The organism is Cyclobacterium salsum, assembly GCF_010119245.1.
Classification (GTDB): domain Bacteria; phylum Bacteroidota; class Bacteroidia; order Cytophagales; family Cyclobacteriaceae; genus Cyclobacterium; species Cyclobacterium salsum.
Window position 1 is genome coordinate 270,478 of record NZ_WNKG01000004.1, and the last position, 13,733, is coordinate 284,210.

The window sequence follows — 13,733 nt, forward strand, 5'->3', positions numbered from 1 at the left end:
TTTATTCACCAATTATCTATGCCTTCCGTCGGGTTATAAGATCCCAAAACAACCAAAATAACTAAAAAAATTCCTTATATGTTCTTCTATGCCTTATATGGTTCAGATTCCTTTTTTTAACAACCTACAAACCATCCGAAATCACAAATCGAAACTCAACCTTACAAAGCCCATCTCATCTTCCAGATTCTCAAAAATCCAGATTTGGCCGTCTTTGGCGAAGTGGTAGGACGGTGGCCGATCCAATTCAGGAACGGCAGTCTCTCTCAGCAAATTAAAATCGGCATCATAGATGGTGAGGTACACGCTGGCACCCGTAGGTTTGGGAAAAAGACCATCCGAAGGACTGGTGTTTGCAATGCCGTATTGCTGCTTGTAGGAAAACCGAAAATAAACCTTTCGACTTTCGTCCCAAATGGGCTTATTGTAGGAAATCTCTTCCGTAGCTTTCTTATACAGTTCTTGGAATAAGCCCCTATCGTTTATTTTTTCAGGAAAGACGGCCTCCTTTTCCCGGGGAATCCAACCGTTTTCGAAGGTCTTTTTATGAAATTCCTCTTGCCCCGGTTCACGTATATAGAGATCTGAACTTCCGTTTAAGCCCAGCAAAACCCTATCATTTACCACTTCCAGGTATTCTCCGCCGCTTATAAATAAAGCCGTTGTCCCATCGTCAAAGTCCGTTTGGTACTGTGTGGACTTCTCCAGCAAGGGGTTCCTTACTTTCCGATACGTTTTTTCTTCCGTGTCCCAGAACATTAGCTGCGGTTCCCGTTCTCCGGGAATGATATATACCCCGGCATAGGCCGACCGGGTCTCCGGCAATCGCAACGGGAACAGTACGTTTCCTTCTTCCCTTTCCGATGCATAGGCAGGGACTGTTTCCGGGCCTACATCGGCCAGTTTTTTGCCGTTGCTGTCAAACAGGGCATGATTGCCGTACCCGGACATCAAAAACCGATCCCCGTCCACCAGTCTCAGCCCCAGGGAATATCCCCCAATGCCATCCGGCCCTTCTTTTTCAAACGGTAGCAAGGTCTCCAGTGCCAAGGTAGTTAAATCGATTTTTTCGATGGTATAGGCCTGGCGATTCAGGTTGTACAGGTAGCGTTTGTCCTCCGTGAGGACCGCGGAACGCAAGCCGGCATTCAGAAACAGGATTTCTCCCCTGGCATCAATCTGAACCGTATCCAGTGTAAAATTTAAGTTTGGCGCTCGACCGTTCTCACCGGAGGAATCGTCGGATCCACAAGCTGCCAAAAACAGGAATACCAAGGAGAACAACAATTGCTTCATGAGCTGTAAGATGATTGAAATAGAAAAAATACGAAAAAAATGGCGGGCTTGAAAATTCCTCTCGACAAAAAAAATCCTGTCAAATGGAGTCATTGCCAGAGATCTTACGAAATGAAACGGTCGAGGTTATAGACATCGACCCTTGGGGTTTCCCAAACCCCGAAGGTCTTTTCGCGGGACGTACACGAAAAAAACCGTCGAGGTCCCAAAGACCTCAACGGTTATGGACATCGACCTTTGGGGTTTCCCCAACCCCGTATTCTTTTCGAAGAACGTACACGAAAAAAACCCTCGAGGTCTCGAAGACCTCAAGGGTTTTATAAGATTGCGGTTTTCCGACCCCGCCTTTCCAGGAGTGGGCAGAAAGTATCAAATCCCCTTCCCAACCTTGGCCAGGGCCTTTTGGTCGAACTGTCCTTCCAACTCAATCACGAGGTACTCGGCATCCTCATTGGAACGGATCAGCAGCACCAAACCCTTCATGCTGCGTTGTCCCAGGGCATAAATGGATACGCCGCTGTCTTTTTCTTCTGCTTCCATCATCAGTTCGTAGTTTTCCCGCTCGAGTCCCTGCGCCAACTTTCTGAAATCCAATCGTGCCTGATTTCCACTTACCGGCAGCTTGAAGAGCTTGACCCGTTCGATGCTCTCTGTGATGGCAGACAGGTTCGCTTCTTCAATGTCTATGTCCCAGCCCTTGGCAAAATCCAGGAAGTTACCCGCCAGATCCAGGTGGAAGAAGGATTCCTCCCCTTTGTATTGATTATAGAGCCGGTCCACGCTTTTACTCTGGCCAAATAGGCTTAATGGGAGTAAAAATAAAAGAGAAAGAGAGACAATAGCCAGTGCATTTTTCATGATTGTGTAGTTGAATGTGTAATCGATACGTAAATTTTTCAAAACTTATTCTTTGTTGCCCTGCCCGTATTCCTTCATACCTGGAAGGTTGGTTTTTTCAGATAACATGTTCAAGTCTTTATAGGTAAAATCCCCGAGCATGCTCATGAGGGTAAATTCTTCCATCGTCCCCGAAACCATCAGCAGTTCTTTTATCCGGCCAGCTTCTTCCCTTACCATAAATTTCAGAGAGCTGCCCTTGTCTTTGATGTCCATCAGCTCTTCGTATTGGTTGCGGTTAAGGAGGCCGATGGCCTCTTCAAACATGTTCAATCCATTCACCTGCTCGCCGGACAAAATCCGAATTCCCTTTACTTTGGAGATTAGGGTTAGCATGTCGTCTGCATCTTCATCGCCCTCTACGCTGTTGGAATTCAAAAAACCACCCGCCATCTGCATCATTTTAGGGCTGATATAGACCCGGGAAAAGCGCTCGTCCTCCACGTACTTGGAATAAAATTTTTCAATGGCACTTTCCTGTGCCTGCAGGCTACCAAGAACCAGCATCATGGGTATTAATAGGTTAATTGACTTCCTAATCATTTTGTAAGTCGTTAAGGTTGAACATTTGGTGGGGTGCATTCAGATATTTGAGATCATCCATGACCTCCAGTTGCCTTTCTCCTTTATGCAGATGCTGTTGGATCAGGCTAAAGGCCTCCATAACTTCAAAATAGGCTTGGGCCTGCGCTTCTTTTTCCTGCTGCACCTGATATTGCTGAATCATGAAGCCAAAACCGGCCAGCAAAATTACCGTCGCGGCTATTTTCATCCAGCTTCTCACAAATCCACGCTTTTCAGGGGGTAGCATCTCCCTGAAATCAGGATTAGCTGATATCGTCGATTTCAACTTTTTAATCGCTGCTACTTCCAGAAAAAATGCTTTTTCCTGCTCGTATCCCGGCACCTGCTCCAACAGCGCTTTCATCTCTTCTTCTTCCGACAGGGAACTCGCTCCCTCCCAGTATTTCTCCAGTAATTGATCTAATCTATCGTTCATCGTTCTTACATTTCATTAGAAATTCCCTGAGCTTCTTTCTGGCCCGGTGCAGGTTTACCTTTACCTGTTCGGGTGAAATCTCCAGGTAACCGGCGATTTCCTCATAGGTCAACCCTTCCACTTCCCGCAATTCGAACACCTCCCGTTGCTTAGCGGGCAAGGCATCCAAAAAGCGAAACACCAATTTCACCGAGTGGCTGTCTTCCTGGGATTCGACCGGATCTTCGTGAAGCGTTTCCTCCTGATTTTCCAGGGGTTCCATTCTGCTTTCGTTCCGAAACTGGTGAAGCACTTGATTTTTGAGGGTCTTCACCGTCCATCCCACGGGATTCTCCATCCGCTCGAGGCTGTGACGGTGTACCCATGCTTTCGAAAAGGCCTCCTGAACGGCATCGTTGGCTGCATCCCGGTCTTTCGTTCGGAGATACGCCATACGGTACAGTTTATTTCGTAGCGGCCATATCGTTGCTTCAAAAAAAGTGCTCATTCATGTATAGGATGAAGTCGGCAGGGAAATGTTACAGCTTTGGAGAAATTTTTTTTTCGGCATTCATTTTTCAAACGGGTTCAACCTTTTATAAAGTACTGAAAAACTGAACAACTGCCGTTCTGCCGGGTTGATTAATGCATTTATAATAGTATGCATCGGTACTATTTATTAATTTGCCACTGAAATGAAAAACGACAGCAGGACCGAATATAGCTTTAAAATTAAAAAAAAGGCAAAAAAAAAGCCCTGGTCGAAACCAGGGCCAGTGGTGATGAGTGGGCTCGAACCACCGACTCACGGATTTTCAGTCCGATGCTCTACCAACTGAGCTACATCACCGCTGAAAGTGTTGCAAAGGTAGGTATTTGTTACTTTTGTACAAACGATTTTAATAAAAAAATAGAGGCATACGAGTAATACATTCACTATGAGCAGCTTACCGCAAATCCTTTTTTTATTGGTTCTGGGCGCAGCAGGGTTTATTTTATATAAGCGAATCAGCTATATCCGAAAGACCATTCTGCTGGGAAGGCCCCTTGCCCGAAACGACCGACCCAAAGAAAGATGGAAAACCATGGCCCTGGTAGCCTTCGGTCAACAGAAAATGTTTAAGCGAATCGGACCTGCCTTATTGCACCTGATAATCTACGTTTCCTTTATCGTGATCAATCTGGAGGTATTGGAGTTTATCATAGATGGGCTGGCCGGTACCCACCGTATTTTCGCCTCAGCACTGGCAGGCTTCTATACCCTGGCCATGAATGTATTTGAACTGCTCGCTTTAGGGGTTTTGATTTCCTGTGTCGCTTTTCTGGTCCGACGAAATCTAATGAACGTTCCCCGGTTGAGTTCGGCCGAGCTGAAAGGCTGGCCTGGATTAGATGCCAACCTGATTTTATGGATTGAAATCTTGCTTATGATCGCCATTCTGACCATGAATGCTACCGATCAATTACTTGCCTATCGTGGCGTAGAAGGGTACATTCCATTAGGAGGGCTGTGGATTAGCAGCAGCATTCAGGGTCTCTTTGAGGGGTTGAGCAGCGGTACCCTGCTATTTTTGGAACGCTTTGCCTGGTGGTTTCATATCATCGGTATTTTAGGCTTTGCCATCTATGTGACCTACTCCAAGCACCTGCACATATTTCTGGCCTTTCCCAACACCTGGTATTCCAATCTGGAGCCCAAAGGAAAAATGCCGAACATGGAAGTGGTCACACAGGAGGTGAAATCCATGCTGGGACTACAGGCCCCTCCCGAAGCGACCGATCAGTCAGAAATAGGTAGGTTCGGCGCAAAGGATGTCACCGACCTTTCCTGGGTCCAGATCATGAATGCCTTTTCCTGCACCGAATGCGGCCGCTGCACGGCCGAATGCCCCGCCAGCATCACCGGGAAAAAACTTTCTCCACGTAAAATCATGATGGACACCCGGGACAGGGCAGAGGAAATCAGCCAATCTAAAGCCTCCGGGAAGGATGGAAATGACGATGGTAAATCGCTACTTGGTGATTACATCAGCCAGGAAGAAATCAACGCTTGTACCAGTTGTAATGCCTGCGTGGAAGCCTGTCCAGTAAATATTGATCCTTTGTCCATCATTTTAGAGTTGAGGCGATACACCTCTATGGAAGAAAGTGGCAGTCCCGCTCAGTGGAACGCGATGTTTCAAAACGTAGAAACCAGTTTTGCCCCCTGGAAATTCCCCCCGACCGACCGATTCAACTGGGCATCGAAACTAAATCAGGAAGAAAAGAAACCAACGAATAATGAGTAATACCTATCAAGTTCCCACCATGGCCCAAAAGGCTGCCGCAGGTGAAATGCCCGAAGTGCTTTTTTGGGTCGGATGCGCGGGCTCCTTCGACGAACGATACCAGGCCGTAACCCTTGCCTTTACAAAAATACTGAACAAAGTCGGGATCAATTTTGCCGTGCTGGGGGAGGAAGAAACCTGCACCGGGGATCCCGCCCGACGAGCAGGCAATGAATTTCTCTTTCAAATGCAAGCCATCAGCAATATTCAGGTGCTGGATGGCTATCAGATCAAAAAGATCGTCACAGCCTGCCCGCATTGCTTCAATACCCTGAAAAACGAATACCCAGCGCTGGGAGGCAATTACGAGGTAATGCACCATTCCCAGTTTTTGCAGGGGCTGATTCAGGAGGGGAAAATTGTAATGAAAGGGGGCGGAACCTTTAAAGGCAAACGAATTACCTTTCATGACAGCTGCTACCTGGGCCGGGCAAACGACGTGTACGAAGCACCTAGGGATGTGATCAAAGCACTGGATATGGAGCTGGTAGAGATGAAACGCTGCCGGAGCAAAGGCCTTTGTTGCGGTGCCGGAGGGGCGCAAATGTTTAAGGAACCAGAAAAAGGTAGCAAAGACATCAACGTAGAACGAACGGAGGAGGCCCTGCAAACTGGAGCAAAAACGATTGCTGTAGGCTGTCCGTTTTGCCTGACGATGATGGCTGACGGGATTAAAAACAAAGATAAAGAAAAAGACGTTCAGGTCCTTGACCTGGCGGAACTCATTGCCAAAGACCAGGGTTTGTCAGGGTAAGTAAAACCAGAGTTGTTGCCGTTGAGGCAACATTCTTTTGGTTAATTGCGTTTTTTAGTGGATCTTAATCCCTATTTTGTATCATAATAAATTCAAATTACGTTTAATTCTACAGGATCTGCCAAACAGGCAGGATCTATAGAAAGCGTTAACAACTAAACTAAAGGAAATCAGGCATGTATGTACCTTTTGAAGAAATGTCGGAAGAAGCCAGAGTATGGGTATACCAGGCAAATAGACCTTTTAAGGAGGAAGAAAAAACCTGGATCATTTCCAAATTGGTTAGTTTCTGTAATCAATGGAACAGTCACGGTTCACAGATGCCGACATCTTTTGACATCAAATTCGACCAGTTTATAGTGCTGGCCGTGGATGAGGGCCAGCTGGGAGCCAGTGGCTGCTCCATCGATAGTTCGGTTCGGGTGCTAAGAGAAATCGAAACGCAGCTTTCCGTCAACCTATTGGATAGCGGCAAAGTATCGTACCTGAGCGAGTCGGGTGTCAATGTGGCATTTTTGCCGGAAATCAAAACCCATATTCAGGAGGGTCAGTTGCAGCCTGGCAGTAAGGTTTTCAACCCCGGTGTCAATAAAATAGCCGATTTGAACAATGAATGGCTGATACCGGCTGAATCCAGTTGGTTGAAAAAATATTTCGCCCACTAATTTCGTTAGGGAACTCATTTCGTATGAAAAAAGCAACGTCTTCTGTCCTTCACCCCGCCTTCTGGCTGCCGCTGATGGTGGTCTTTCTCCAGGTATCCTGTACCAGTCTGCAACAGAAAGCCCAAAACCAATTTAGTGCTGGGGAATACCAGATGGCCATCAGTACCTTTTCCAAATTATTAGAAAAGGAGCCAGAAAATAACGAGGCAAACCTTTTTATCGCCGAGAGCTATCGGCTTTCTAACCGAATCGAAAAAGCAGCAACCTATTACCAGAAGGTTTCTGAGGATAACGCGACGTTTGAAAGTGAGTATTACAAGGGAAAAAGCCTAAAGGGGAAAGGGGAGTACGATTCGGCAAGAGTTGCTTTTGAGGCGGCCAAAACCCTGACCATGGACGATGAAAAAATCGCTCTTGCAGAAAAAGAGGTTAAAAATATTGATGCCCTGTCTGAAATTGAACCCATCTGGCCCAACCACGAACTGGAAAATTACGAATTGCTCAATACATCAGGCATTGATTATGCCCCCGTGCTGAGTGAAAACTACCTGTATTTTACCAGTTCCAGAGGTGCCGGAGATCTCTACCCGGCTACCGGTCAGGGCTACACCCGATTATTCCGGGCCAGGGCAGAGGGCATTAAGGTGGATGTACAAAATGTACAAACGTTACCGGAATTTCAAAATGAAACCGGATTAAACCAGGGTGCCATCGCAATCAGCCCTGATGGAAATACCATTATCTACGCCAGGGGAAATGCTGCCTCTAAAAGTGTCATTCCGGAGGTAAGCCTTTTTGCCTCCTATTTCAGAGGAGGGGGCTTTACCGAACCCATCTTTATGCCTGTCAACGGTGAACCTGAATACTGGAATTCCACTCCGGCATTCAGCGCAAGCGGAGACACCCTCTACTTTGCCTCCAACCGACCCGAAGGATATGGGGGCATCGACCTGTATCGGTCCACTAAGCTTGCGAATGGCGATTTTGGTAATGTGGTAAACATGGGGCCTGAAATCAATACCCCTGGTAATGAACTATTTCCCAGACCGCTTCCCAACGGCGAATTCTATTTTTCCTCCGACGGACATCCGGGATACGGAAAATTGGACCTGTTTGTAGCCAAAGAGGAAAACGGTTCGATTACAGTAAGGAACCTCGGCCCTAATTTTAATTCCATCACCGATGATTTTGGAATCTTTTTCACCGATTACCCTGAGGAGGGCTACCTTACTTCCAACAGACCCGGTGGTAAAGGCGACGATGATATCTATTATTTCAAAGATATGACACCTCCCCCCAAGGTGGTCAACGTATTGCTGAATGTGGTCACCAAAGAACGATTGGAGAATGGGGAAGAGCAGGTACTTCCCCAAACCCGGGTGGTACTGTATGATGATGACAACCAGACGATCGATGGTAATTTCTCCAGCCAAAGTGGGAGACTACGCTTTCCCTTAGAACCTGAAAAAGAATACACCATGATTGCCTCCAAAACGGGCTATTTTACGCAGAGCATTCCTTATAGTACGGTTGGCAAAACGCCAGCCCCGGAGGACCTCATCCAGGAAGTAACCAATATTACACTGGATACGACCATCCTTTTGGAACAGTTGGTTCTGGAAAAGGCCATTGTCCTCGAAAATATTTACTATGACCTGGACAAGGCAGAAATCCGGCCGGATGCGGCACAGGAGCTGGATAAACTGGTTAAAATCCTGAAAGACAATCCCGGAATCCGGATAGAGCTAAGCAGCCACACCGATGCGCGGGCAAGCGATGCCTATAACGAAGACCTGTCTCAAAGAAGGGCTGAATCAGCGGTAGAATACATTGTTTCCCAAGGTATCGATCCCTCCAGACTGGAAGCCAGGGGTTACGGCGAGCAGCAGCTGATTATCGAAAATGCCCAAACGGAGGAAGAGCACCAGGTAAACCGTCGAACCGAGTTTAAGGTGATAGAAATCACCGAGTAAAATCCGTATATTTGCGGCCTGTTTGTTTTTTCAAAGCCAAGGTTATGAACGAAAGGTATATGCAACGCGGGGTATCGGCCTCCAAGGAAGACGTACACAAGGCCATTTCCAATCTGGATAAAGGACTGTTTCCCAAGGCATTTTGTAAAATCGTCGAAGATATCCTGGGCAATGATCCTGACTATTGTAATATCATGCATGCCGACGGGGCAGGTACAAAATCCTCCCTTGCCTACCTGTACTGGAAAGCCACCGGAGACCTGAGTGTTTGGAAAGGAATCGCTCAGGATGCGATCATCATGAACATTGACGACTTGCTTTGCGTGGGAGCCATCGATAATATTCTGGTCTCCTCCACCATCGGCAGAAATAAAAACCTGATCCCCGGCGAGGTTATCTCAGCCATCATCAACGGCACCGAGGAAGTGCTTCAAATGTTGCGAGATCATGGCGTAAATGCCCTATTGACGGGAGGAGAAACCGCCGATGTCGGAGACCTGGTGCGTACTATAATCGTAGATAGCACGGTTACCTGCCGGATGAAACGGAACGATGTCATCTCCAATGACCGGATTGCCGCAGGTGATATGATCGTAGGGTTGGCCTCCTTTGGACAGGCCCGCTACGAATCCGAATACAATGGCGGCATGGGAAGCAATGGACTTACCTCCGCCCGCCACGATGTATTTGGAAAAAGCATTGCCAAAGCGTTTCCTGAGAGTTTCGACCCGCAGGTACCAAAAGAGCTGGTTTATTCAGGTAGCTTTGGCTTAACCGACCCCGCCCCCGGTACCCCCCTGGATATGGGCAAATTGGTCCTCTCTCCCACCCGCACCTATGCACCGATAATCGCCGCCTTGCTCAAAACGCACCGTTCTGAAATTCATGGCCTGGTACATTGCAGCGGCGGAGCTCAAACCAAGGTGCTGCATTTCATTGAAGACTTGCATGTAATCAAAGACAACCTCTTCGATACTCCTCCCCTTTTTAAGATCATTCAACAGGAAAGTGGCACTGATTGGAAGGAAATGTATAAAGTTTTCAATATGGGCCACCGGATGGAAGTATACCTCCAAGAGAAGGTAGCGGAAGAAGTCATTCAATTGGCGACTGAGTTTGGCGTGGAAGCCCGGATTATTGGTCGGGTCACCGATTACCAGGGAAAAAAGGTGACCGTTAGCGGCAAACACGGAACATATACCTATGAGGGCTAAGCCATGCCGCTGCTACGCCTTTCCATAATAGCCATTGCTAAATTTTTGCTGTACCTGGCCGGATTCTTTCTGCTGCTTATTCTGGCCACTGTTACGACCGTAGACTGGACACCCTATCAGGAAAAGGGATACTACAAGGAAACCATGGCTACCCTGGCCAGTCTGCCCGTGGCGGGCTCCGACCAGGGTTTTCTACTAGGGGGCTGGGCAAAGGCCAACATGACCCCGGCCACGCCGGCACCATTGGTAGCCTATCGGCCCAGAGGCAATTATGAATTCGTCCAGGACAGTAGCTTTGTCAAAGCAATAGTCCTCGGGAACAGCGATTTCAAGATAGCCTTTTTAAACTACGAATTACTCATTATTCACCCCAGGCTGGCAGAAACCCTGCGGAAAAAAATTGAAGAGCGTGCCATTCCGATAGACCATGTCTATTTTACCGCCACACACACCCATAGCGGGATGGGTGGTACCATTCCCGGCCCTGTAGGAAGCCTGGCGCTGGGAGGCTGGAACCAAGACCTGGTGGATCTGATTTCCGCAAGCACCCTCCAAGCCCTGCAGGATGCCCTAGTGCAAATGGATACGGTGCAACTTGACTATAGAAAAAGTAACGCCGGAAATTTTGTCACCAACCGATTGGTAGCAACCGACCCCGTGGACCCCTATATCCGTCAACTGACACTTAGGAATCAGGCCGGTAAAAGCGCAAGTCTGGTCACCTTCAGTGCACATGCCACCTGTCTGAGCAGTCGCTTTATGGGGCTATCAGGAGATTATCCCTTCTACTTTTCACAAAAACTCGAAGAACGACATGAACTTGTTCTTTTCGCAGCAGGAGCCGTGGGTAGTCATCGCCCCCACATTCAGGGAAATGATGTCAAGAGCGTCAAAACCTATGCGGCCGAACTGGATTCCATGGTAGACCAAAACCGGGAGGAAATCAGTGAACCAGACGAAAAGGGTGTTTTTGCTGCAAAACTACCTTTACAACTTCGCGAACCCCATTTTCGGATTAGCAATGATTGGCGAATTCGGCCCTGGCTTTTTGATTGGGCCATCGGGGATTACCCGGCTCATTTTGACCTGATAAAGATTGGCAATACCCTCTTTATTTCCTCTTCAGGCGAGGTTTCCGGCGTGTTTTACGAGGCCTGGGAAAAGCAAGCTGCCGATCTGGGGATGAACCTGTTCATTACTACGTTCAATGGGGGGTATATCGGATACATTACGCCAGACAAGTATTATCAGGAAGACTACTACGAGGTAAGGGACATGAATTTCTATGGCCCCTATAATGGTGCTTACTTTAAAGAGGTAATTGGCGAATTAATTGATTTGGGGGCAGGCTTGTAGCAAATGGCTTGAAAAAACCCTTGTTGAAAAGGGATTCGATGCACGGGCTCCCAGCCCCATTTCTGGAAAAAGGAAGTGTAATCCGGCAGGTCCTTTCGGGAATGCCGGGCGAGCAATCGAAATACTAAAATTAGGAAGGAAAGTAACCACTTCCGATTTGCTTTCGGAAAAAAATCCGTAAAGATCCATTTGGTTTCCGAATGAACCCTGCTATCCATTTCCTTAAACAATTGATCAATACTTTCATCGGGCAACACATCCAGAAAGTATTGGGAAATAATTACATCCGAATTTACCGGGGGAAGCTCCTCAAAGCGCGCCGAATGGATCCACTGAATCTGCCTGGAAGCATGCCGATCCACTTTTTGCTTACTTCGCTTAATCATGGATCCGGAGGCCTCCAGATAGAGAATTCTCCCGGTACTTCCGATTTGGTTCAGGATTTGGGGAAGAATGGCGCCGGTGCCGCCGCCCAATACCAGCACGGTATCCCCTTTTTGTATCCGGGCCAAAAATGCTTGCTTGCTTCGCTGAAAATCGGGACCAATTACCCTTTTGGCGAAAAACTCATAGAAAGGTGCCAGTAGAAAGTAGTGATCGGGAACTCGTTCTTTCGGCATAAAAATAGCTTATAGGATGAGCAGTAGCCACGGAAAGGAAAAGATAAGTTCCAGGCGCCTTCTGGCTTCTGTTATATTGACAGGCCTCTCCATGAAAAAAAGCACATGAGTTAGCATCATTAATGCCCATACCAACGTATAGCGGTGGAAATAGGAAGGAAGGTGGAAAAATAAAAACAGCCCGTAGATCAAGCCCACTACACTTAACGTTCCGAGCAAATTTCTGGTTTTTCGCTTTCCCAAAACCGTCATGATGGAATGATGCCCCTCGGCACGATCTAGTGCCCCATCCAGATAGGAAAAATATACCAGGTTAAACCAGGCCAGGATAAAATAAGCCGGAACATAGTACAACCAATTTCCGGAAATAAAACCAAAATCAAGCTGAATTACCGGCACCAGAATGATGCCTGCCACATAAAAAGTGGCAATGAGCCATTCTTTGGCAACGGCTAATTTCCTATTTCCCAATCGGATCCCGATCATCACCCCAACAATTAGGAAAAACAGGATCGTTCCGGCCGACAATAGTCTTTCATAGGTTAAAAAATGAAAGGAAAGAACTGCTCCCGCTAGCCCTGTAAGCACCAGTGCCGGTGCCAATCGCTTAAAATGTTGCTGGTGAAATCGATGCCTTTTGGAAAGCGCGATTTTAGAAACTTTTTTGGCATCCAAGAGGTGATCAAAGGTATAGATGGTCCATACCGCCAACGCCAACAGCAAGTAGTAATACCAGAAGAGGGAAATCCGCATCATATCGGCAAAAAAATACATGCCCGCACAGGCTCCCGAAACCACATCCAGCGAAAGCAGGTTGGATCTTTCGTACACGACCCTGAAAAATTGTTTAGGTATGCTCACGGATAAGCGATTAAAATGCAAATTAACAATTTGAATCCGCCATTTCATCGAAATAGTATGTAATTTCGCGATACTTTGATTTTTCGCCTAATGAAAAAAGTGATTTGTGCTCTCTTAATGCTTTGGGGCCAGGGAACCCATGCCCAGCAACCCGTAAAAATAGCCTGTGTCGGTAACAGCATCACCGAAGGACCCGGGAGAAACCATCCGGACAGTTATCCGCTACAGCTCCAAAAAATGCTTGGCCAGGGGTATCTGGTAAAGAACTTCGGCGTTAGTGCCCGAACACTGCTACGAAAGGGGGATTTTCCTTTTTGGAACGAACCGCAATTTGAGCAGGTAAAAGATTTCAAACCGGACATCCTTGTCATCAAACTGGGCACCAACGACTCCAAACCCCAGAATTGGGCTCACAAAGACGATTTCTTAAACGATTATCTGGAAATGATCCGCACTTTCAAAGAGCACATGTCGGAGGAAGGGAAGGTATTTGTATGCCTGCCAGCACCCGTATTTAAAGACAACTGGGGAATCACCGAGCAGCTAATCGTAGACGAAATGACTCCCCTTATCCGGGAAGCAGCCAGAAGAACGGGCGCAGAGATCATAGACCTCCACCATTCATTGAAGCCTTATACCTCGCTTTTCCCGGACGGCGTTCATCCGAATAAAGAAGGCGCAAAAATGCTGGCCCGGGCCGTGGCGGATTCCCTCCAGTAGCCTTCCGCCAAAACCGTCAGGAAAAAACAGTCAACTAACCCAACAAGCTAACCCTTGGCAAACCGGTTACC

General features: G+C 47.3%; 14 protein-coding genes and 1 tRNA gene. 7 read left to right on the forward strand and 8 right to left on the reverse strand.

Going from position 1 to position 13,733, the window contains the following annotated elements:
- Positions 1–141: 141 nt before the first annotated feature.
- The 6 genes from GJS45_RS08460 to GJS45_RS08485 form a co-directional block, all read right to left on the reverse strand.
- Positions 142–1,296, reverse strand: a complete 1,155-nt coding sequence (locus GJS45_RS08460) for a DUF4221 family protein (protein ID WP_162341040.1) — start codon at positions 1,294–1,296, stop codon at positions 142–144.
- Between the two features lie 369 nt (positions 1,297–1,665).
- Positions 1,666–2,154: a DUF4252 domain-containing protein gene (locus GJS45_RS08465; RefSeq protein WP_162341041.1), complete on the reverse strand. Its 489-nt coding sequence runs from the start codon at positions 2,152–2,154 to the stop codon at positions 1,666–1,668.
- A 45-nt stretch (positions 2,155–2,199) separates the two neighbouring features.
- On the reverse strand, positions 2,200–2,736 hold the full coding sequence (locus GJS45_RS08470) for a DUF4252 domain-containing protein (protein WP_162341042.1): 537 nt from the start codon (positions 2,734–2,736) through the stop codon (positions 2,200–2,202).
- A complete protein-coding gene (locus tag GJS45_RS08475; RefSeq protein WP_162341043.1) occupies positions 2,729–3,193 on the reverse strand; it encodes a hypothetical protein in 465 nt (154 codons plus the stop codon). Before GJS45_RS08475 ends, GJS45_RS08470 begins: the two co-directional genes overlap by 8 nt.
- Positions 3,183–3,626, reverse strand: coding sequence for an RNA polymerase sigma factor (locus GJS45_RS08480; protein ID WP_394366580.1), 444 nt, complete (start codon positions 3,624–3,626; stop codon positions 3,183–3,185). Before GJS45_RS08480 ends, GJS45_RS08475 begins: the two co-directional genes overlap by 11 nt.
- Positions 3,627–3,949: 323 nt before the next feature.
- A tRNA-Phe gene (locus tag GJS45_RS08485) sits at positions 3,950–4,022 on the reverse strand.
- 88 nt (positions 4,023–4,110) lie between these two features.
- Between GJS45_RS08485 and GJS45_RS08490 the strand changes: the two genes are divergently transcribed.
- The 6 genes from GJS45_RS08490 to GJS45_RS08515 all read left to right on the forward strand — a co-directional run bounded on the left by GJS45_RS08490 (position 4,111) and on the right by GJS45_RS08515 (position 11,461).
- Positions 4,111–5,460: a (Fe-S)-binding protein gene (locus GJS45_RS08490; RefSeq protein ID WP_162341045.1), complete on the forward strand. Its 1,350-nt coding sequence runs from the start codon at positions 4,111–4,113 to the stop codon at positions 5,458–5,460.
- Entirely contained in the window at positions 5,453–6,253 is an 801-nt protein-coding gene (locus GJS45_RS08495) for a (Fe-S)-binding protein (RefSeq protein ID WP_202928057.1), read from the forward strand. The genes GJS45_RS08490 and GJS45_RS08495 overlap by 8 nt, the downstream gene beginning before the upstream one ends.
- 176 nt (positions 6,254–6,429) lie before the next feature.
- On the forward strand, positions 6,430–6,918 hold the full coding sequence (locus tag GJS45_RS08500) for a hypothetical protein (protein WP_162341046.1): 489 nt from the start codon (positions 6,430–6,432) through the stop codon (positions 6,916–6,918).
- Between the two features lie 23 nt (positions 6,919–6,941).
- Positions 6,942–8,891 (forward strand): OmpA family protein, encoded by a 1,950-nt coding sequence (locus GJS45_RS08505; RefSeq protein ID WP_162341047.1) that lies wholly within the window; start codon positions 6,942–6,944, stop codon positions 8,889–8,891.
- Positions 8,892–8,935: 44 nt separating this feature from the next.
- The gene (locus GJS45_RS08510) at positions 8,936–10,105 is read left to right on the forward strand and encodes an AIR synthase related protein (RefSeq protein WP_162341048.1); all 1,170 of its coding nucleotides are present in this window, start codon (positions 8,936–8,938) and stop codon (positions 10,103–10,105) included.
- A gap of 3 nt (positions 10,106–10,108) precedes the next feature.
- Positions 10,109–11,461, forward strand: a complete 1,353-nt coding sequence (locus GJS45_RS08515; protein ID WP_162341049.1) for an alkaline ceramidase — start codon at positions 10,109–10,111, stop codon at positions 11,459–11,461.
- Here the strand turns inward: GJS45_RS08515 and GJS45_RS08520 are convergent.
- Both GJS45_RS08520 and GJS45_RS08525 read right to left on the reverse strand, forming a co-directional pair.
- A complete protein-coding gene (locus GJS45_RS08520) occupies positions 11,410–12,081 on the reverse strand; it encodes a class I SAM-dependent methyltransferase (RefSeq protein ID WP_162341050.1) in 672 nt (223 codons plus the stop codon). The genes GJS45_RS08515 and GJS45_RS08520 overlap by 52 nt on opposite strands.
- A gap of 9 nt (positions 12,082–12,090) precedes the next feature.
- Positions 12,091–12,942 (reverse strand): UbiA prenyltransferase family protein, encoded by an 852-nt coding sequence (locus GJS45_RS08525; protein ID WP_162341051.1) that lies wholly within the window; start codon positions 12,940–12,942, stop codon positions 12,091–12,093.
- Positions 12,943–13,032: 90 nt separating this feature from the next.
- Here GJS45_RS08525 and GJS45_RS08530 point away from each other — a divergent pair, with 90 nt between their 5' ends.
- Positions 13,033–13,662, forward strand: a complete 630-nt coding sequence (locus GJS45_RS08530; RefSeq protein ID WP_162341052.1) for a DUF459 domain-containing protein — start codon at positions 13,033–13,035, stop codon at positions 13,660–13,662.
- The last annotated feature ends 71 nt before the right edge of the window (positions 13,663–13,733 follow it).

Bases quoted from the DNA above. Each gene is read 5' to 3' on its own strand.
- GJS45_RS08465 (WP_162341041.1), bottom strand. From the start codon at position 2,154: ATGAAAAATGCACTGGCTATTGTCTCTCTTTCTCTTTTATTTTTACTC.
- GJS45_RS08515 (WP_162341049.1), top strand. From the start codon at position 10,109: ATGCCGCTGCTACGCCTTTCCATAATAGCCATTGCTAAATTTTTGCTG.
- GJS45_RS08490 (WP_162341045.1), top strand. From the start codon at position 4,111: ATGAGCAGCTTACCGCAAATCCTTTTTTTATTGGTTCTGGGCGCAGCA.
- GJS45_RS08475 (WP_162341043.1), bottom strand. From the start codon at position 3,193: ATGAACGATAGATTAGATCAATTACTGGAGAAATACTGGGAGGGAGCG.
- GJS45_RS08520 (WP_162341050.1), bottom strand. From the start codon at position 12,081: ATGCCGAAAGAACGAGTTCCCGATCACTACTTTCTACTGGCACCTTTC.
- GJS45_RS08510 (WP_162341048.1), top strand. From the start codon at position 8,936: ATGAACGAAAGGTATATGCAACGCGGGGTATCGGCCTCCAAGGAAGAC.
- GJS45_RS08460 (WP_162341040.1), bottom strand. From the start codon at position 1,296: ATGAAGCAATTGTTGTTCTCCTTGGTATTCCTGTTTTTGGCAGCTTGT.
- GJS45_RS08500 (WP_162341046.1), top strand. From the start codon at position 6,430: ATGTATGTACCTTTTGAAGAAATGTCGGAAGAAGCCAGAGTATGGGTA.
- GJS45_RS08480 (WP_394366580.1), bottom strand. From the start codon at position 3,626: ATGGCGTATCTCCGAACGAAAGACCGGGATGCAGCCAACGATGCCGTT.
- GJS45_RS08505 (WP_162341047.1), top strand. From the start codon at position 6,942: ATGAAAAAAGCAACGTCTTCTGTCCTTCACCCCGCCTTCTGGCTGCCG.
- GJS45_RS08470 (WP_162341042.1), bottom strand. From the start codon at position 2,736: ATGATTAGGAAGTCAATTAACCTATTAATACCCATGATGCTGGTTCTT.
- GJS45_RS08495 (WP_202928057.1), top strand. From the start codon at position 5,453: ATGAGTAATACCTATCAAGTTCCCACCATGGCCCAAAAGGCTGCCGCA.
- GJS45_RS08530 (WP_162341052.1), top strand. From the start codon at position 13,033: ATGAAAAAAGTGATTTGTGCTCTCTTAATGCTTTGGGGCCAGGGAACC.